The sequence below is a fragment of the Blautia sp. DFI.1.216 genome (assembly GCF_020594215.1).
Lineage (GTDB): Bacteria > Bacillota > Clostridia > Lachnospirales > Lachnospiraceae > Blautia_A > Blautia_A wexlerae.
Genome location: NZ_JAJDML010000030.1, coordinates 29,932 through 47,577, shown reverse-complemented (window position 1 = coordinate 47,577; position 17,646 = coordinate 29,932). Strand labels below are relative to the sequence as shown.

The 17,646-nt window shown below is 44.1% G+C and carries 16 protein-coding genes, 1 tRNA gene, 1 other RNA gene and 2 pseudogenes; 4 read left to right on the top strand and 16 right to left on the bottom strand.

The window, feature by feature from the left end; genetic code table 11:
- From LJE11_RS12290 to LJE11_RS12245, 10 genes and pseudogenes are all read right to left on the bottom strand, one after another.
- Positions 1–1,014: pseudogene (locus tag LJE11_RS12290) on the bottom strand (hypothetical protein); the annotation flags it as partial.
- A gap of 21 nt (positions 1,015–1,035) precedes the next feature.
- Positions 1,036–1,356, bottom strand: coding sequence for a hypothetical protein (locus LJE11_RS12285; RefSeq protein WP_055058709.1), 321 nt, complete (start codon positions 1,354–1,356; stop codon positions 1,036–1,038).
- Between the two features lie 153 nt (positions 1,357–1,509).
- Positions 1,510–2,133, bottom strand: coding sequence for a PrsW family glutamic-type intramembrane protease (locus tag LJE11_RS12280; protein ID WP_173704421.1), 624 nt, complete (start codon positions 2,131–2,133; stop codon positions 1,510–1,512).
- Positions 2,130–2,756 carry a histidine kinase gene (locus LJE11_RS12275; protein ID WP_173704422.1) on the bottom strand — a complete coding sequence of 209 codons (627 nt, stop codon included), beginning with the start codon at positions 2,754–2,756 and terminating at the stop codon, positions 2,130–2,132. Before LJE11_RS12275 ends, LJE11_RS12280 begins: the two co-directional genes overlap by 4 nt.
- Complete coding sequence (locus tag LJE11_RS12270; RefSeq protein WP_227296046.1) at positions 2,740–3,108, bottom strand: DUF4179 domain-containing protein; 369 nt, start codon at positions 3,106–3,108, stop codon at positions 2,740–2,742. Before LJE11_RS12270 ends, LJE11_RS12275 begins: the two co-directional genes overlap by 17 nt.
- Positions 3,095–3,661: an RNA polymerase sigma factor gene (locus LJE11_RS12265; RefSeq protein WP_227296044.1), complete on the bottom strand. Its 567-nt coding sequence runs from the start codon at positions 3,659–3,661 to the stop codon at positions 3,095–3,097. Before LJE11_RS12265 ends, LJE11_RS12270 begins: the two co-directional genes overlap by 14 nt.
- A gap of 141 nt (positions 3,662–3,802) precedes the next feature.
- Positions 3,803–3,874, bottom strand: a tRNA-Glu gene (locus LJE11_RS12260).
- A gap of 255 nt (positions 3,875–4,129) precedes the next feature.
- Positions 4,130–6,298 (bottom strand): RNA degradosome polyphosphate kinase, encoded by a 2,169-nt coding sequence (locus LJE11_RS12255; RefSeq protein WP_227296042.1) that lies wholly within the window; start codon positions 6,296–6,298, stop codon positions 4,130–4,132.
- 14 nt (positions 6,299–6,312) lie between these two features.
- Positions 6,313–7,851 (bottom strand): Ppx/GppA phosphatase family protein, encoded by a 1,539-nt coding sequence (locus LJE11_RS12250; protein WP_025577169.1) that lies wholly within the window; start codon positions 7,849–7,851, stop codon positions 6,313–6,315.
- Between the two features lie 36 nt (positions 7,852–7,887).
- Complete coding sequence (locus LJE11_RS12245; RefSeq protein ID WP_227296040.1) at positions 7,888–9,195, bottom strand: ATP-binding protein; 1,308 nt, start codon at positions 9,193–9,195, stop codon at positions 7,888–7,890.
- 97 nt (positions 9,196–9,292) lie between these two features.
- On the opposite strand from LJE11_RS12245, the pseudogene LJE11_RS20820 reads away from it, so the two are divergent.
- Positions 9,293–9,361: pseudogene (locus LJE11_RS20820) on the top strand (DUF6783 domain-containing protein); the annotation flags it as partial.
- 19 nt (positions 9,362–9,380) lie between these two features.
- Here LJE11_RS20820 and pheA read toward each other — a convergent pair.
- Together pheA and LJE11_RS12235 are read right to left on the bottom strand one after the other, a co-directional pair.
- Entirely contained in the window at positions 9,381–10,511 is a 1,131-nt protein-coding gene (gene pheA / locus LJE11_RS12240; protein ID WP_008707620.1) for a prephenate dehydratase, read from the bottom strand.
- Positions 10,512–10,532: 21 nt separating this feature from the next.
- On the bottom strand, positions 10,533–11,816 hold the full coding sequence (locus LJE11_RS12235; protein WP_227296039.1) for a bifunctional folylpolyglutamate synthase/dihydrofolate synthase: 1,284 nt from the start codon (positions 11,814–11,816) through the stop codon (positions 10,533–10,535).
- Positions 11,817–11,981: 165 nt separating this feature from the next.
- On the opposite strand from LJE11_RS12235, the gene LJE11_RS12230 reads away from it, so the two are divergent.
- From LJE11_RS12230 to LJE11_RS12220, 3 genes are all read left to right on the top strand, one after another.
- Entirely contained in the window at positions 11,982–12,368 is a 387-nt protein-coding gene (locus tag LJE11_RS12230) for a putative ABC transporter permease (protein ID WP_008707623.1), read from the top strand.
- Positions 12,369–12,446: 78 nt separating this feature from the next.
- The gene (gene pyrB, locus LJE11_RS12225) at positions 12,447–13,370 is read left to right on the top strand and encodes an aspartate carbamoyltransferase (RefSeq protein ID WP_020993668.1); all 924 of its coding nucleotides are present in this window, start codon (positions 12,447–12,449) and stop codon (positions 13,368–13,370) included.
- On the top strand, positions 13,364–13,801 hold the full coding sequence (locus LJE11_RS12220; RefSeq protein WP_008707627.1) for an aspartate carbamoyltransferase regulatory subunit: 438 nt from the start codon (positions 13,364–13,366) through the stop codon (positions 13,799–13,801). The genes pyrB and LJE11_RS12220 overlap by 7 nt, the downstream gene beginning before the upstream one ends.
- A gap of 51 nt (positions 13,802–13,852) precedes the next feature.
- Here LJE11_RS12220 and rnpB read toward each other — a convergent pair.
- The 4 genes from rnpB to LJE11_RS12200 all read right to left on the bottom strand — a co-directional run bounded on the left by rnpB (position 13,853) and on the right by LJE11_RS12200 (position 17,641).
- Positions 13,853–14,203, bottom strand: an RNA gene (gene rnpB / locus LJE11_RS12215) — RNase P RNA component class A.
- Between the two features lie 175 nt (positions 14,204–14,378).
- A complete protein-coding gene (locus LJE11_RS12210) occupies positions 14,379–16,046 on the bottom strand; it encodes a nucleoside kinase (RefSeq protein WP_008707628.1) in 1,668 nt (555 codons plus the stop codon).
- A 118-nt stretch (positions 16,047–16,164) separates the two neighbouring features.
- On the bottom strand, positions 16,165–16,947 hold the full coding sequence (locus tag LJE11_RS12205; protein WP_008707629.1) for a Nif3-like dinuclear metal center hexameric protein: 783 nt from the start codon (positions 16,945–16,947) through the stop codon (positions 16,165–16,167).
- Entirely contained in the window at positions 16,934–17,641 is a 708-nt protein-coding gene (locus LJE11_RS12200) for a tRNA (adenine(22)-N(1))-methyltransferase (RefSeq protein WP_227296037.1), read from the bottom strand. The genes LJE11_RS12205 and LJE11_RS12200 overlap by 14 nt, the downstream gene beginning before the upstream one ends.
- Positions 17,642–17,646 lie beyond the last annotated feature (5 nt).

Genomic DNA, 17,646 nt, shown 5'->3' with positions numbered 1-17,646 from the left:
AATTCCGGCACCATTCGTAGAACTAGCAGTTACAGAACTACTATTAATGGTAATATCACTGACACTGTCAGCGCCGTAACCGCCGCCACCAATTCCGGCACCATTCGTAGAACTAGCAGTTACAGAACTACTATTAATGGTAATACCACTGACACTGCTAGCGCCGTAACCGCCGCCACCAATTCCGGCACCATCCGTAGAACTAGCAGTTACAGAACTACTATTAATGATAATATCACTGACACTGCCAGCGCGTTGCTTGCTGCCACCAATTCCAGCACCATACTTAGAACTAGCAATTACAGAACAACTATCAATAATAATATTACTGCAAGAGACGGAGCCGTAAAAGCCGCCACCAATTCCGGCGCTATCCCCATCGATACTACGAGCATTTAAGATTCCTGCAGTAGCATCTGAATTATTGGTTTTTATTATAAGCCGAGCTTTGTTATCTTTCTGTAAACCGGCATAATAGTTATTCTTTGTTATAAGACTATTTGTGCCTGTTAAATGGATAGTGACTGTAGCTTCAACATTAAGATTTATTCGCAGTGCCGGACCAGCAGATGTATTGATATTTACTTTATTAAGATAAATGTTGATGCTGTCTTTCGCTGAAATTTTCTTTCCATCAACCACAATTCTATTTCCTGTTTCCCGGCTACATGTGAATTTGTAATCTCCTGCCGAACTTATAGTATAAACTCCGTTCATAACCTTATCGTTATCAGCTAAATCAATTTCTCCAGCTTGTTCATTTTCCGCAGCAGCCATTGCCTCATCGGGGGCATCATTAAATTCAGGAACCTCGTCTGAACTGAATACAGACAGTTCCTCATCTGTCTCTCCTGCCGCTTCCAGCTCCTCATTGGTAAAAATCTCCGGAGTTTCTTCCTCAGACACTACATCCTGATTTCCGGAAGTAAATTCTTCCGCAAATATGGTCTGAAGGGGCATATTTGTAGAACACAGTGCAAGTGCCAGCATCCCGGCTAATAATTTTTTCCTCATACTTTTCACCTTTTCCTTTCTTTATACATGATTTTCTGCATCCTGACTCTTTTGTCCTTTTTTTCTGAATTTGATACATAATGCGGTAATCACGACTGCCACCGTAAAGGAAATGACAGCCACCAACACATAACCGCCTGCGTCCTCATGAAGCAGGATTGTGCCGTACATTCCCGTAACGTTTATTGGCTTGTTTTGCATTATCCCCATTGCTCCCACAAGAGACAGGAATAACAGGGTACACAGAACAGACAGCCGGCAGACTGTGCGCCGCTCCTGGCGGCGGTGATATTCATACATTCGCTTTTTTACCAATTCGATACGCTCTTCTGTATCGTACATGCCTTCCAACCTCCTTCCACAAAAACAGTCTTAAAAGTCTTTCACTTATATAGGTACAAAAAAAGCGAAAAACTCTCACCTGAAAATCAAATTATTTCAAAAAAATTTGAGAGCTGCCGAAACAGCTCCCAAAAGAGGAAAAAACAGGTTATATTATTGTATCGAACTGCGGGAGATCAGTTTTCCCGCTGTCAGGATCAGTACAGGCAGCAGATAAGCAATATACTGTGCTGCACTGCCATAGGCGATCAGAAGATTATAAATTGCGTGAAAAGTGATTGCTGCTCCCAGCAGACCGCAGGTTCCGGCAATCTTCAGCCATGTTCTCTGCCACACATATGCAAGTCCACCGCCGACAATAGCCCCACAGATCACGTGCATGGCTCCTGTCCCAATACCCCGGAAGAAAATAAAAGAAAAATGACCGGCTCCGTTTTGTATCAGATAGCAGACGTTTTCAAATGTGGCAAAGGAAAGAGCTGTGATCACGGCTGCATTTTTGATCTGCTCCGCTTTCGGCTCAAATATCAGCAGATAAAAGAGCAGTGGCAGAAGTTTCATCACTTCCTCCACCACCGGGGCGATCTCTGTGGTAGCTGCAAAGGTGTCCGCTTTATAAAGTGCAACGAAAAAGGTGTTGATGTAAGCGGAAAGCAGACAGGCACCCATCCCGGCAAAGCAGAACAGAAAGAATTTTCTCTGCCGCTTTCCCATGCACAGAGCAGCGATCAGCAGGGGTGAGGCCATGCAAAGAAATACGTTTTCAATATATGTCATACCTGCACCGCCTTTCCTGTGGCTGGCAGCAGTGCAAACAGACAGCCTGTAAGCAGAAGATCAAACCAGCAATAGGGAGCGGAAATGGAATAGCCCGGCCACAGGCAGCCGGAGATCCAAAGGACATACTCCACCGCCACATAGCACAGTACCCCAATGTGGAAATACCGCATCTTACACGCTGTTCCCGTCTGTATCTGCGCATAGGCAAGACCCCGGATGGAATGATAAGAAACAACGATCATCATGCCACACCAGAGCAGATTGGAGAGAACATCCCCAAAGGTACAGTAAAACACACAAAGCGGAACACCGATCAAAGGGGCAATCAGGGCTTTTCCTGTCAAAAATCTTCTTTCCCCATCAGAAGAAAGGGTGTATTGCAGAAGATGAAGGAAAATCACACTGGATACCCAGCCAAACTCTGACACATAAAAGACCTGTGGTGTTTCAGAAAACAAAAGCAGATACAGCGTCCAGTAAAGAGAGCCGAGGGCAAAGCAGCCATAAAAGCAGGTCAGAAGAAAATATGCCTGTTTTCGATCTTTCAGATACCGAATGCCACTCATACAAAAGCCCAGCATGGTAACAGCAATTTGAAAAAAGTTACTGAACAGTTCCATCCCCATTGTCCTCCTTTTTCATCTCTGTCTGCTCCTCTTTATTCAGCTGACGGATGCGGAAGCACAGAACAGTCACGCACACGCCGAGAATAAAAGCCAGCAGTCCGATCACCATATATCCCAGTGCGGTGCTGCCGCCCAAAATCGTTGCCGCAGTTTCAAAGCCTGAAGAAGTACCGGGTTCAATCTGTCCGACAATACCGGGCATGGCAAAGGAAACCCCAACGATCACTGCAAAACATGCCGCTATACAGACAGCAGAGACAATCCGTCTGCGCCGCATTCTCTGCTGTTGTTCTTTTTTTGCAATACGCCGTTTTATCTCTGCAATCCGTTCCTCATTTTTCAGCATTTGCAATACCCTCCCGTTTCAATAATCCGCGTAAACGTTCTTTTCCCCGATACACCATATTTGTGATCTGCTTTACACTTTTCCCCATGACCTTAGCTGCCTGTTGATAGCTCATGCCCTCAAAATAGGTCAGATAAAGAGCCTCCCTATAATCTGGATTTAACTCGTCCATGCAGAGATGCAGGATCTGATTCCGTTCTTTTGTGCGGACGATCTCCTCCACCAGCGTTTGTGCCTCCGGTTCTCTGGCCAGGTCGTCAAGACTGAAGAAAATCCGCCGTCTGCTTTTGTGGCGCAAAGCCATGTGCCGTGCTGCTTTATAGAGGTAAGCCTTAAAACATCCATCCCGGATGCGGGGCTTTTTCGTAAACAACCAGGAAAAGGTTTCCATCATTAAATCCTCCGCTTCATGGACGTCATGCAGATAACCATCGATGTATAAGGTCAGCGGGTCGCCGTATTTTTTTATTAATAGTTCAAGTCCTATCTCATCACCGCACAGATATTGCCCATAAAGTTCTTCATCAGTGACCATATCGTTCTTCCTTTCCAAGTATTACTCCTCTATTGTCAGATGAAAGCTCCAGGTTCGTGAATCATTTTTGTCTGCGAAGACATACAACATGTCAGGAGAAATCCCTGATAAAAAAATAACCAGAGCCTAAGCTCTGGTTAAATTCTCACTATTTTGTAGCAGCCAGTACGGGAATCGAACCCGTGTTTTCGCCGTGAGAGGGCGACGTCTTAACCCCTTGACCAACTGGCCATTTGTTTATCTGTCGTTTGCTCTTCGCTGTCGACTCGTTTAATATACACCATCTTTTTCTAAAATGCAAGTACTTTTTTAAAAAAATTTCAATTTTTTTATTTTTCTCGAATTTTTCGTTCAAAAAGCCCTGTATTTATGCGGTTTTTGCCACAAAAAAATTTTTATTTTTTTGTCCCAGAGAAGAAATGCCATGGCAGCTCCACCGCTTTCCATGGCATTTCCCAGTTATTTATTTCTGTTTCTGACTGTTTCTTATTCCTCTATATCCTCCGCAGGCTCTGCTGGAATGAATACGCGGGATTTCTTTTCTTCGTGTTTATGAAGTGCTGCTTTCTCAGTTGCCTCAATACAGAATTCCATCTGAGAGTTAATCTGGGCTTTGCCTCGTTTATCCGGCTTCACATAAGTTCCATCCGGCTGCAGGATATGAGCTTTTACATTATCCTTAAACTCCAGATCAAGTACATGCTCCAGCTCTTTCTTAATCTTCTCATCTTCCACAGGGAAAACAATCTCTACCCTGCGGTCAAGGTTACGCGGCATCCAATCCGCACTTCCCATATAGATTTCCGGGTTTCCGCCGTTTTCAAAATAGAAAATACGACTATGCTCCAGAAATTCCCCTACAATAGAACGGACATGAATATTCTCACTGATTCCCGGCACTCCTACTTTCAGACAGCAGATACCCCTTACCAGAAGCTCCACCTGAACTCCGCAGGAAGATGCATAATACAATCCAGCAATAATCTTCGGATCACAGAGAGAATTCATCTTTGCGCGGATTAACGCCGGAAGTCCTTTCTTCGCATTCTCTGCCTCACGTTCAATCAGGCTTAAGAACCTGTCCTTCATCCAGATTGGTGCTACGATCAGCTTATTCCAGCTTTTCGGTTCAGAATATCCAGAGAGCATGTTAAATACTGCTGTTGCATCTTCACCAAAACGTTCATCGCAGGTAAAGATACCGCAGTCTGTATAGAGTTTGGCAGTGGAATCATTGTAGTTTCCGGTTGCCAGATGCACATAACGGCGGATTCCTGTCTCTTCCCTGCGCACAACCAGTGTGATCTTGCTGTGTGTCTTAAGGCCTACCAGACCATAAATTACATGACATCCTGCCTTCTCCAGCTTCTTCGCCCATACAATATTATTTTCTTCATCAAAACGTGCTTTCAGCTCTACCAGCACGGAAACCTGTTTGCCGTTTTCTGCTGCCTGCGCAAGGGCAGCAATGATCGGTGAATTGCCGCTGACACGATACAGAGTCTGTTTAATAGCCAGAACATCCGGATCTTTTGCTGCCTGACGTACGAAATTTACAACAGGATCGAAGCTCATATAAGGATGATGCAGGAATACATCGCCCTCACGTATCACCTGGAAAATATCCTTCTCATTCTGAAATTCCGGTACAGGTGCCGGCTGATATCTCGGTGTCTTGTAAGCATCAAAGCCATCCGCGCCATATACTTTCATAAGCATGGTAAGATCCAGAGGTCCGTTTATCTCAAAAATATCTGCCTCTTTGATGTCAAATTCCGTTTTCAGAATCTTCAGCAGGCGTTCATCCATCTTATCCTCTACTTCCAGACGGATAACCTCACCCCACTGACGTTTCTTTAACTGACGCTGGATCTCCACCAGCAGATCCTCTGCCTCATCTTCATCGATGGTAAGATCCGCATTACGCATAATACGGTAAGGATGGGCACATATCACATCATAACTCAGGAAAAGTTTGTCAATATTTCTTTCAATAATCTCTTCCAGCAGGATCACTGTGGTATCTCCATCCTTCTTTGACGGAATCTGCACCACCCTTGGAAGCACAGACGGAACCTGCACTGTAGCAAACAGAAGTTCTCCTGTTTTATCCTTTTTGTTGAGTTTATCACTCTTCTCCTTCTTGGAGATCAGCGCACCGATATTTAATGTCTTGTTTCTGATCAGCGGAAACGGTCTGGAAGAATCCATCGCCATCGGTGTAAGTACCGGATATACATTATCCTCAAAGTATCTGTCTACAAATACACTCTGTGCTTCTGTAAGATTCTCATGGGCTGCCACCAGGTGCATTCCGGCTTTCTCAAGCGCAGGGATCAGAGAACGGTTCAGTGTATTATACTGTACATGAACCAGTTCATGGGTACGGACACTGATTTCTTTCAACTGTTCTTTAGCTGTCATTCCTGCAATGTCTGTTTTATGATATCCTGCATGTACCTGATCCTTAAGAGACGCCACACGCACCATAAAGAATTCATCCAGATTGGATGCGGTAATGCTTAAGAACTTCAGTCTGTCAAACAAAGGAAGATTTTTATCTCTTGCTTCACTCAGAACACGCTCATCAAATTTGAGCCAGCTCAGCTCGCGATTCACGAAATATTCTTTCTTTTCAAATTTTTCAAAGTCCATAAGTTCATCCTCCTTTACGCTCTGCCCTTGCGTCTGAGAACCAGACGAATGCCAAATACTTCTTCAAAAAATGCCTCTTTATCTTTCAGCAGTCCCAGTTCCAGGGAAATGTCCTGTGCAGAATCCACGATCATCTGCAGTTCTCTGTCTTTGAGCACTGCTTTGATTCCTTTTACTTTCTGATAATGACTTCTGTCCATGGCATTCGCCAGACGAAGGATTGCAGTCATCTTTACCACCTTGATATAGCTCTCTCTGTCTATAGCGATTCCCATACTGTAAAGTTCATCGTAATAAACAAACGCAGAATTATTGAATCTGACCGCACATGCGATCATCTGGCGCTCCATAGAGGACAGACCAATAATATCTGTAGACATAATAATCTGATAGGAACACTCGGAAACCTTTTCCATGCTGATATATTTGCCACAATCATGAAGCAGTGCCGCGATCTGCAGTAACAGACGCTCTCTTGTTCCCATACCATGAACCTTCTTCATACTGTCAAAGATATTCAGGCAAAGATTCATAGTTCCCTGGATATGGCTCTTACTGCTGGAATAGCGTTTCGCAATGTTCTTTGATGTAACCAGAATGTCATTCTCAAAATTGTGGACACTTTTGAGAAATTTTTTCTTCTCTGCAAAATCATAGGCAATTCCATCCAGCAGGGAAACACCTGGTGCCCAGAGAGACTCTGCATTGAAAATATCAATAAAATTTCTGCACACTACCATGGTCGGCACAACAAGGGATGCATATTCCGGATCAATCTCCATCTCCTGTGCCAGCAGGTCAACAGATTTTCCAACTGTATCCTCATAGCGTTTCATAAACTCTTCCCTTGTAATGATCCTGTCTTCCATTTCCTCCTGGAAGATCATATCTGTAATAAAATCTCCCATCAGGATCACATTCCTGATATCCTTATCCTTCAGATACAGACGCTGAAAGCTCATCAGGTCATTTCGGATAAATTCCTCAACCAGCTTGTCATAATGAATGGTTGTTTTCTCCAGTTCCTGCAGACGCTGGCGGATTCTTAAACTTCCCATTTTAAGTCCCTGGGTAGTGACCAGAGCATCCTTGTCAAAAAGGGAAACCTGAAGGCTTCCGCCACCCACATCCAGGATTGCGGTGCCTTTCTGGATCATCTTTTTGAATCCCTTTTCTATAGCAGCAATTGATTTGTACCCAAGGAAATGCTGTTCTGCACTGCTTAATATTTCAATTTTCATTCCTGTACGCTGATAGATCTGTTCAATGATCAGCAGCGGATTCACAAGTTCTCTGAATGCACTGGTGCCGCAGGCACGATACTCTTCCACCCCAAAGTCCTGCATCAGCCTCTTAAAGTCGTTCAGCACCTCACATAAAACATTCAGCATTTCTGAATCGATCTTTCCGTCAGAATAGACACCCTTTCCGATTTCCAGACTGTATCTGACATCATTCAGTTCACGAAAACCAATTCTTTTTGACATCTCAAAGATCTTCATGCTGACTTCATAAGATCCGATGTCAATGGCTGCAAATGTCATGACTGCCATATGCGTTCCCCCTTTACCATTCATCTATTTGCTTTTTTATTCCTTCTCCACACCCAGCAGATGGTCGATAAACTGCTGTGCAGTTCGTCCTGTAAGTCCTCCATGGGAAAGCTCCCACTTATTTGCTTCCAGAAGCAGTTCGTCCTCCGGCATGGTAATTCCGTTTCTCTCTGCGAGAGCTTTCACAATTGTCTGGAATTCTTTTTTGCTCGGTGCACCATAATAAATACGGACACCAAAACGATAAACCAGTGAAAGCTTCTCCTGCACTGTATCGGAGGAATGCAGATCGTCATCATCCATGATCTCCAGCTTGTCACTGGATTTCTCTCTTACCAGATGTCTTCTGTTACTTGTTGCATAGATCAGGATATTGTCCGGCTTCTTCTCCAGACCACCCTCGATCACTGCCTTCAGATATTTATATTCGATTTCAAATTCCTCGAATGACAGATCATCCATATAGATAATGAATTTATAGTTTCTGTTCTTGATCTGGGCGATCACATCATTCAGATCCTGAAACTGATGCTTATACACCTCGATAATACGAAGTCCCTCATCATAATAACGGTTCAGGATTCCCTTGATACTTGAGGATTTACCTGTACCCGCATCACCAAAAAGCAGACAGTTGTTTGCCTTTCTACCTCTTACGAAAGCTTCTGTATTCTCGATCAGTTTCTGCTTCGGGATTTCATATCCGACCAGGTCTTCCAGTTTCACATGAGCGATCCTTGTGATCGGCTGGATCTCCACATTATCATTCTCATCATGGCCTACACGAAAAGCCTTATGTAATCCCAGCTTACCCACACCAAAATCCTTATAAAACTGTACCATATCCTTCATGAATTCCTCTGTGGACTCCGCTGCTGCCAGCGTTTTGCTCAGATCACAGATACGGTCTCTGATACGGGAATTAAACATCTTGCTGTTACTTCCGGTGTTGGTATAATCACCGAGAACCTTACAGCAGGAAATTCCAAATGCCTCATCCAGTACAGTCAGGTCAAAATCATACAGTTCTTTAAACACACCGAAATCATTCAGTGCCAGTTCATTAATACTTCCGTTGACAGCCCCTCTGATCTCACAGGCTGTACTGAATGCATTTTCATTATTTACCAGAAGAAATGTCAGATAACAGTGCCATAAATTTCCGGAAAATCCATAAGCGCCGGCAGTTTCCACCAGTCCGTTGGCACACTCAAAGAACAGCCCTTCCTTTTCTTTCAGATCAGGTGCGTTCTGTTCCCAGGCATTCATCAGTTCTGCCATTCTATCAAGGATTTCTCCATGTTCAAAGTTACGGTATAAGATGCATTCATTTAATCTAGCCATTTTTATTACTTCCTTCTTACCTTGTTGTTTTATCTTATTGTTCTGCTGTGAGTGGTATAATTATTTCGAAAACGATGTACCAGAGTGTGTTTGAAAAATGCTTTACGCAAAATATACCGCAAAGTGGGACGTGCAGATTGTGGAAATGATTTTTCAAACACGCTCTGGCATTATGGAAATGATTTTTAATAATTTCCCAAAATTCTCATTCTGTCAGCTTCTGCCTCAATTCCTCTCAGGGCATTCTTCACTGCACTGTCCTTTAAATTTCCCTCGAAATCAACAAAAAAACGGTACTGCCAGTTCTTCCCTGTGATCGGGCGGGATTCAATCTTCGTCATATTCAGTCCATTATAAATAATGTGAGACAACATATTGTAAAGAGTTCCGCTCTCATGATGCAGTTCAAAGAAAATACTGATCTTATGTGCATCCTTCACATAGATCGGTTTCTTACTCACGATCACAAAACGTGTGGCATTCTGTCCGTTATAGCAGATATTCTCAGCCAGGATCTTCAGTCCGTAAAGCTCTCCTGCCTGTCTGCTGGCAATAGCTGCCTGCGTCTTGTCATTGTCTTCTTTTATCTTCTTGGCAGAACCGGCAGTATTTTCCATCTCTTTCTTCTTCCAGTCCGGATGAGATTCCAGATATTTTCCACACTGGGAAAGTGCCTGAGGATGAGAACATACCTGTCTGATATCCTCCAGTTCAGCATCCGGCAGTCCCAGAAGTACATGCTCCGGACGGATGATCTGTTCTCCTACAATGCTAAGCTCATACTCTGTAAGAAGATCATAAATATCAGCAACAATACCGGCAGTTGTATTCTCAATGGGAAGTACCGCATAGTCTGCTCTTCCCTCCACAACTGCTTCCATTGCATCGCGCCAGGTTTTTACATGAAAGCTCTCAATATCGTCCTGGAAATATTCCCTCATTGCAGCATAACTGTATGCACCTTCCACACCCTGAAAGACAACTCTTACATCTTTCAACGGAAGTGCATCTACCATTTCCAGTTTCTCATCATCCTCGATTCCATGCTCTGTGAGAAGCTGATACTGTCTCTTACGGCTGATCGCCATGATCTGCTGAAAAAGCTCCTGCGCACCAAGCTGATTAAATTCTCCATGTGCCTTACCTCTCAGGACCTCCAGCTTCTGTCTCTCTCTTTCCGGATCCAGAACCTTCTTTCCTGTTCGTATCTTATATTCTGCAACATCCTCACACACCTTCATTCTCTGTTCAAAAAGACGTATGATATCGCTGTCGATCTTATCTATTTCATTTCTGCATTCCTGTAAATCTATCATTTATGTTGTACCTTTTTACTTTCACAAATTCTCTACAATGTCAGTCATCTCTCCGATAAAGGAAAGAGAGCCAAAGGCAATGATCACATCCTGTTCCCCGGCAAGTGAAAAAGCCTCCTCCACTGCATCTTTAATCGTATCCATTGCCTGTACATTGGGATTGTATTCACTGACAGTCTTCGCCAGCTCTCCGGCAGGCAGCGCCCTTATATTATCCGGAGTCTGGATCGTAAGTATCCGGTCTGCAAAGTGCGCAGTTTTCTGAATCACACTTCTGTAATCCTTATCTGCAAACACTCCCATAATATAGATGATCCGTTTTCCCTTAAAATAATGCTCTATTGAAGCTGCCATCATATCCGCAGCAGCAGGATTATGAGCCCCGTCTACCACAAACAGCGGTTTTTTACAGATAACTGTAAACCGTCCGTTCCAGTTTACTGTGCGAAGCCCTTCTTTTTTCTGCTCCGCAGCAGTGGGAAAGCCCAGCTCATCCAATACTTTTAAAGCATTCAGCGCAACTACTGCATTTTCCTTCTGATAAACACCTGCCAGCGGAATCTCATACTCTTCACCCCTGTACCGGATTGTCTGTCCAAGGCAGCTTTCCTTTAACATCTCTGCCTCAGAAGCATCTGCTATGGTACATTTTGCACCATGTTCTCTGCTGATTCTCTCGATCACCTGCATTGCTTCCGGCTTCTGTCTGGCAGTCACCACTCTGCAGCCGTCTTTGATGATCCCGGCTTTCTTCTCTGCGATCTGTGCCAGAGTATTTCCAAGAAAAGACATATGATCCATACTGATCGATACCAGCACTGCCAGCAGCGTATTCTTAATAATATTTGTGGCGTCCAGATTTCCGCCCATTCCCACTTCCAGCAAAACGAGATCACAATTCTCTTTTTTAAAGAACAGAAATGCCACCGCAGTCTCTATTTCAAATGCAGTGGGATGGGGATAACCATCCTTTGTCATAGCAGCAATAACATCAGACACCTGTGTAATATAAGCAGCAAAGTCCTCTCTGCTGATCCTGCTTCCCGAAACTTCCATCCTGCCTCTGTAAGAATACAGGGTAGGCGAAACATATCTTCCAATGCGATATCTCGCACCTGATAAAGCAGAATACAAAAAAGCAATGACAGAACCCTTGCCATTGGTACCGGCTACATGCACATATTTCAGATCATCCTGTGGATTTCCAAGACGTTTCATCAGCTCACGCATATGCTCCAGTCCCAGGACACTGGGAATTTCCCGGGTGATTTTGTCTATGTACTCCCGGCTTTCCTGATAATTCATAATAAACTCCTCTTATTTCCATGAGATCCCCTCCACACGTTCCTTTTGCGCATAAGGCACCTCATTGCTATAGTGTAATAACGTGTTCTCATTATATCCTACGTGTATGTTTTTTTCAAGGCAGGCAATACTAGAATCATAGAAATTTATACAGGAGCGTTACCTATGAAAAAAGCTTTCATTCTCTGCGGTCTGACGGGCTGGTGCATGGAAATCCTCTGGACCGGACTGCATTCCATCCTTTCAGGAGAACTTACCATGACAGGAAAAACTTCCCTTTTAATGTTTCCCATTTACGGATGCGGTGCCATCATCCGCCCGCTCTCCGGTAAACTTTCTGCTGTCCCGCTTTTTGTCCGCGGCTGCATTTATACTGTCGGATTTTTCTTCGTGGAATTTATCAGCGGTGCTCTTTTGCGCTGTTTTCATATGTGTCCCTGGGACTACAGCAACACTCCCCTGAATTACCGGGGACTGATAAGACCGGACTACGCTCCCCTCTGGTTCGGAGCCGGACTTTTTTTTGAGAAAATACTTGGAAAACTCTCTTGAAAAAAGCACCTGATTATTATATGATGTTATGAAGGATTAAATAAAAATTCCTGAACCAGTAAAATATGGAGGTATGAAATGAGACACTTAATGAGTCCGCTGGATCTGTCTGTTGATGAGTTAAATACTCTTCTTGACCTGGCCAGCGATATTGAGAAACACCCTGATAAATACGCACATGTCTGTGACGACAAGAGACTTGCAACTTTATTCTATGAGCCAAGCACCCGTACCCGTCTCAGCTTTGAAGCTGCTATGATGAACCTTGGCGGTAAAGTTCTTGGTTTTTCATCAGCTGATTCCAGTTCCGCTTCAAAGGGTGAAAGTGTTGCCGATACAATCCGCGTTGTATCCTGTTACGCTGACATCTGTGCTATGCGTCACCCGAAAGAAGGTGCTCCGTTAGTAGCTTCTATGGCTTCTTCTATTCCTGTTATCAACGCCGGCGACGGTGGTCATCAACATCCTACCCAGACATTAACCGACTTACTTACCATCCGTTCCCTGAAAGGACGTCTGGACAATCTGACCATTGGTCTGTGCGGCGACCTGAAATTCGGACGTACAGTTCACTCCCTGATCGAAGCACTTGTACGTTACACAAATGTAAAATTCATTCTGATCTCACCGGAAGAGCTTCGCATCCCAAGCTATATCCGCGAGGATGTTCTGAAAAAGAACAATATCGAATTTCAGGAAGTAGAGAGACTGGAAGATGCCTTACCGGATCTTGATATCCTCTACATGACACGTGTACAGAAAGAACGTTTCTTCAACGAAGAAGACTATGTCCGCATGAAGGATTTCTACATTCTGGACAAACAGAAAATGGAACTTGCAAAAAAAGACATGTACATTCTTCATCCGCTTCCACGTGTAAATGAAATCTCAACAGAGGTGGATGCAGACCCGAGAGCAGCTTATTTCAAACAGGCACAGTACGGTGTATATGTACGTATGGCCCTGATTCTCACATTACTGGAGGTAAAATTACCATGTTAAATGTTGGAGCACTTCGCGAAGGTTATGTATTAGACCATATCAAAGCAGGCAAGGCCATGACTATCTATCATGATCTGAAGCTTGATAAACTTGACTGCACCGTTGCCATCATCAAGAACGCGCGCAGCAACAAAATGGGTAAGAAAGATATCATCAAGGTTGAATGCCCGGTTGAGAATCTTGATCTTGACATTCTCGGCTTTATCGATCATAACATTACTGTAAACGTAATCAAGGACGAGAAGATCGTTGCCAAAAAAGAACTGAAACTTCCGAATCAGGTTGTCAACGTGATCAAATGCAAGAATCCACGCTGCATCACTTCCATTGAACAGGGACTCGACCAGATCTTTGTTCTTGCAGATAAAGAGAAAGAAGTTTACAGATGTAAATACTGCGAAGAGAAATATACAGGTAAACGCAATAAATAATAAAACAAATATCAAAAAAACAGAACGGAAGAAATCCGTTCTGTTTTTTTGTACGCAATCAGACCGATAAGCCGGGTTATGTCATTGGGTAATCATCTGTCTAGGCCTTACGTTGCCATAAGGCTCAAGCGACCCACCTGAAAGCACGACGGGCAGCCGTATCGCTTTCTATTCGGTCTTGCTTCGAATGGAGTTTACATGTGCCCGGCCTGTTACCAGGACGGCGGTAGTCTCTTACACTGCCTTTCCACCCTTACCTCAGCAAGTGAGGCGGTTTATTTCTGTTGCACTGGTCTGGGAGTCACCTCCACCGGACGTTATCCGGCATCCTGCCCTGCGAAGCCCGGACTTTCCTCGTCTGAACCCTTTCGTCTGTTCAGCCGCGATTACCTGGCCTGGTTGCGCAAGTGCTATTCTAGCACGTTTTTTTGCACTTGTAAAGAAATTTCATTCATTACTGTTCACTCCGTTCTCAGTAACGTTGCCAAAATTCATTTCAAATTGTCTGCGGCAATGGAATTTTGGCTTGTATGTCTCGGGATAGTGGCGTGTGAACAGTAACTTTCATTCTACTATTTTACACATTAAAGCAGCTTCCACCGATAAATTCTCTTAAAATCGAATTATTCGGCACTGCTTCGCTTGGCACCGGAACAAAATATTCAAAGAACTTCAGCAGCCTCTTCGCCTCTGTATACTCTGGTTCGTCCTTGGCAATCCCAAACAAAAGCGGTTCCGCATATACTTTCAGACATGCCAGTTCATAGATCAGCGCAGAATTAAACATTACATCTGCATCCTCCTGGAACGGAAAGATATTCTGTTCTTCACCTCTGCGCACAGACGGCCATCTTGCAATTGTCTCTTTTGCGGAAGTCCCTCTGGTGCGGGCATCTCTTACAATTCTGCGAATCAGACGGCCATCCGTAGTAGGAATCCTGTTATGTTCATCAATATTCAGCTGAGTCAGAGCGCTGAGATAAATCTTAAATTTGCTCTCCTTTGGCAGCGCATAGCTGAGCCTGTCATTCAATCCATGAATTCCCTCGATCACCAGAATATCGTCTTTATCCAGCTGCAGAAAATCACCTTTATATTCTCTGGTTCCTGTTTTGAAATTGAAAACCGGCATCTCTACCCTTTTTCCTTCCAAAAGCTCAAGCATATCTTTATTAAACTGCTCCACATCAATCGCTTCCAGACACTCAAAATTCTTTTCCCCAAACTCATCTACAGGAGTCAGGTGCCTGTCAATGAAATAATTATCCACTGCGATCGGATGCGGTTTCATTCCATGGGCAGCCAGCTGAATAGACAGCCTGTGTGAAAACGTAGTCTTTCCGGAAGAAGACGGACCTGCGATCATAACAAACTTCTTGTTTCCGGCTGCGGCAATCTCAGATGCGATTTCCGAAATCTTTGCCTCCTGCATAGCTTCCTGGATCAGCAAAATATCCTGGATACCGCCTCTGGTAACCTTTTCATTCAGATCACCAACTGTCGCAATATCCAGTTTATCTCCCCATTCCTGAGATTCCTTCTGCACACGAAAAATCTTCTCCCTCGGTTTAAATTCAGGTATCCGGTCCGGTTCATTCTGAGTCGGAAGCTGCAGTACGAAACCACCCTCATACAAAAACAGATCAAACGTCTTAATATATCCCGTATGGTTCGCCATAAAACCGTAGAAATAATCCTCAAAACTTCCAATACTGTAAAGATTCACCGCAGAGCTTCTGCGGTAATTAAACAGCTTCTCTTTGTCATACATATGATGCTTATGAAAAAGTGCAACTGCCTCACTAGTGCTTACGCTTCGCTTTACAATGGGAAGATTCTCGTCCACGATCCTGTGCATCTGCGCCTTTACCTTATCAATAAATTCCTGATCCAGCGCCATAGGTCCTTTCATTGTAAAATAATAGCCGCTGCCTACAGAATAATGGATCATTACACTGTCTATATTTTCCTGCCCTGCCACATCATAAATTGCTTTCAGAAGAATCAGACTTGCACTTCTGCAATAAGTTTTGTGTCCGATCGGATCTTTGGATGTCACAAATTCAATCTCACAGTCTGCCTTGAGATGCTTATGCAGTTCTCTCAGCCTGCCATTTACGATCACCAGCATTACAGGTGCATCCGTACTTCCTTCGTATTCCTTTACAATCTCACTGTAAGGAATCTTCTCAGGATATTGTTTTGTTATTCCCTGTATCGTAACGTTATACATTTTCTGTCCCATAAATCCTGCCTCCATTTCTGCTATACCGACAAGTAAATACAGTTATCAGCTCCGCCGCCAACAGGCAGATCAGCCAATTTTCATTTATAATTTCATTATTATATGGTAAGAACCCGTATCACAGAATCGTGTACGGGCTCTTTACCTCTGCACAGGAGATTTTCAGTTCCGGAAATGCCTGTGTCAGTTCTTTTTTCATTGCATCCATAAAAATATATTCTGTTCCATAGTGTCCGGCGTCGATCAGCGCCAGTCCCTGCGCAACCGTATCAATTCCTGTATGGTGGTCGATATCACCGGTCACATACACATCCGCACCGGCCTTAATGACATCCTTGATCATGCTCTTGCCTGATCCTGTACATACAGCAGCACATTTTACCATGCTGTCCAGATTCCCATAAACCTTTACATCATTTAACTTCAGAGACTCTTTGACAAGCTGTGCATACTCTCTCAGCGTCATTTCCCGGGGAAGTTTCCCAACTCTGCCAAAACCCTGTACTTCTCCCTCTCTCTCTTCAGTTACGGAAAGGACTGTGGTATCATGCATCTTCGTATAGTCTGCACTCAGATCTGCCATACCCAGCACATCATAATTGGTATGCATCGCATAATAAACAATTCCTTTCTGTATCAGCGTAAGGATCTTTCTTCCTGTAAAGCTGTGATTATTGATCTTCTTAATTCCGGAAAAGATCATGGGATGATGGGTAATGATCATATCTGCCCCATCCTCTATGGCCTCAGCCAGTGTTTCCTCTGTCAGATCCAGAGCCAGAAACACGTGGCTGATCTCATTTGTATCATCTCCTGCGAGAAGTCCTACGTTATCCCAGTCCTCTGCTGCATCTGACGGGTACTTCTTCTCCAGCCAGGAGGTCAGTTCATATGCCTTCATATTCCTCTAAAGCAGCAATAACTGCCTGCTTTTCCTCCTCTATCTCGCCTGCACGCTTCTCTGCATTGGGCGCATTCTTTAATCTGTTAAGAATCTCATTGCGGATGCGAAGCTCTCTTTCCAGATACTCCCGCAGAACAGGATGCTTTCTTTCCAGAAGCATTCCTCCAAACCACTCATCTAAAGTATAAGGAGTATCTTCTGAAATATGCATCTTTTCTCCATGAATTACCTTCATCATAGGATAAAACTTGCCATCCTCCAGAACCATCTCCTCCTCTGTGATCTGCCAGCCGATTTTTCTGACAAATCTGCGAAAATGGGGGATATCTGACTGAGGCTGCAGGATCATTTCCCGAAAGCTCTCCCTGACCTCTGCCCCGTCAGTAAGAATCCTCTCCATGAGAGGGCCGCCCATTCCTGCGATCACAAGAGTGTCGCCCTCTCCCGGTTTCAAAGCCTCAAGTCCGTCTGAAAGCCGGGTTTCTATGTATGCGTCCAGTCCATACTGAGAAATATGTTCCTGCGCTCTGGACAACGGGCCTTTTCTTACATCCATGGCAATCGCACCCGGAATCTTTCCATCCAGATAAAGCGAAACCGGCAGGTATCCATGATCGCATCCCACATCCACAAGTCTGTTTCCCCTGGTCACCAGGCCTGCTATTGCAGACAAACGTAATGAAAGCTGCATAACAG

Bases quoted from the DNA above. Each gene is read 5' to 3' on its own strand.
- pheA (WP_008707620.1), bottom strand. From the start codon at position 10,511: ATGATAGATTTACAGGAATGCAGAAATGAAATAGATAAGATCGACAGC.
- LJE11_RS12235 (WP_227296039.1), bottom strand. From the start codon at position 11,816: ATGAATTATCAGGAAAGCCGGGAGTACATAGACAAAATCACCCGGGAA.
- LJE11_RS12230 (WP_008707623.1), top strand. From the start codon at position 11,982: ATGAAAAAAGCTTTCATTCTCTGCGGTCTGACGGGCTGGTGCATGGAA.
- LJE11_RS12220 (WP_008707627.1), top strand. From the start codon at position 13,364: ATGTTAAATGTTGGAGCACTTCGCGAAGGTTATGTATTAGACCATATC.
- LJE11_RS12210 (WP_008707628.1), bottom strand. From the start codon at position 16,046: ATGGGACAGAAAATGTATAACGTTACGATACAGGGAATAACAAAACAA.
- LJE11_RS12255 (WP_227296042.1), bottom strand. From the start codon at position 6,298: ATGGACTTTGAAAAATTTGAAAAGAAAGAATATTTCGTGAATCGCGAG.
- LJE11_RS12200 (WP_227296037.1), bottom strand. From the start codon at position 17,641: ATGCAGCTTTCATTACGTTTGTCTGCAATAGCAGGCCTGGTGACCAGG.
- LJE11_RS12285 (WP_055058709.1), bottom strand. From the start codon at position 1,356: ATGTACGATACAGAAGAGCGTATCGAATTGGTAAAAAAGCGAATGTAT.
- LJE11_RS12250 (WP_025577169.1), bottom strand. From the start codon at position 7,851: ATGGCAGTCATGACATTTGCAGCCATTGACATCGGATCTTATGAAGTC.
- LJE11_RS12280 (WP_173704421.1), bottom strand. From the start codon at position 2,133: ATGACATATATTGAAAACGTATTTCTTTGCATGGCCTCACCCCTGCTG.
- LJE11_RS12275 (WP_173704422.1), bottom strand. From the start codon at position 2,756: ATGGAACTGTTCAGTAACTTTTTTCAAATTGCTGTTACCATGCTGGGC.
- LJE11_RS12245 (WP_227296040.1), bottom strand. From the start codon at position 9,195: ATGGCTAGATTAAATGAATGCATCTTATACCGTAACTTTGAACATGGA.
- LJE11_RS12270 (WP_227296046.1), bottom strand. From the start codon at position 3,108: ATGCTGAAAAATGAGGAACGGATTGCAGAGATAAAACGGCGTATTGCA.
- LJE11_RS12205 (WP_008707629.1), bottom strand. From the start codon at position 16,947: ATGAAGGCATATGAACTGACCTCCTGGCTGGAGAAGAAGTACCCGTCA.
- pyrB (WP_020993668.1), top strand. From the start codon at position 12,447: ATGAGACACTTAATGAGTCCGCTGGATCTGTCTGTTGATGAGTTAAAT.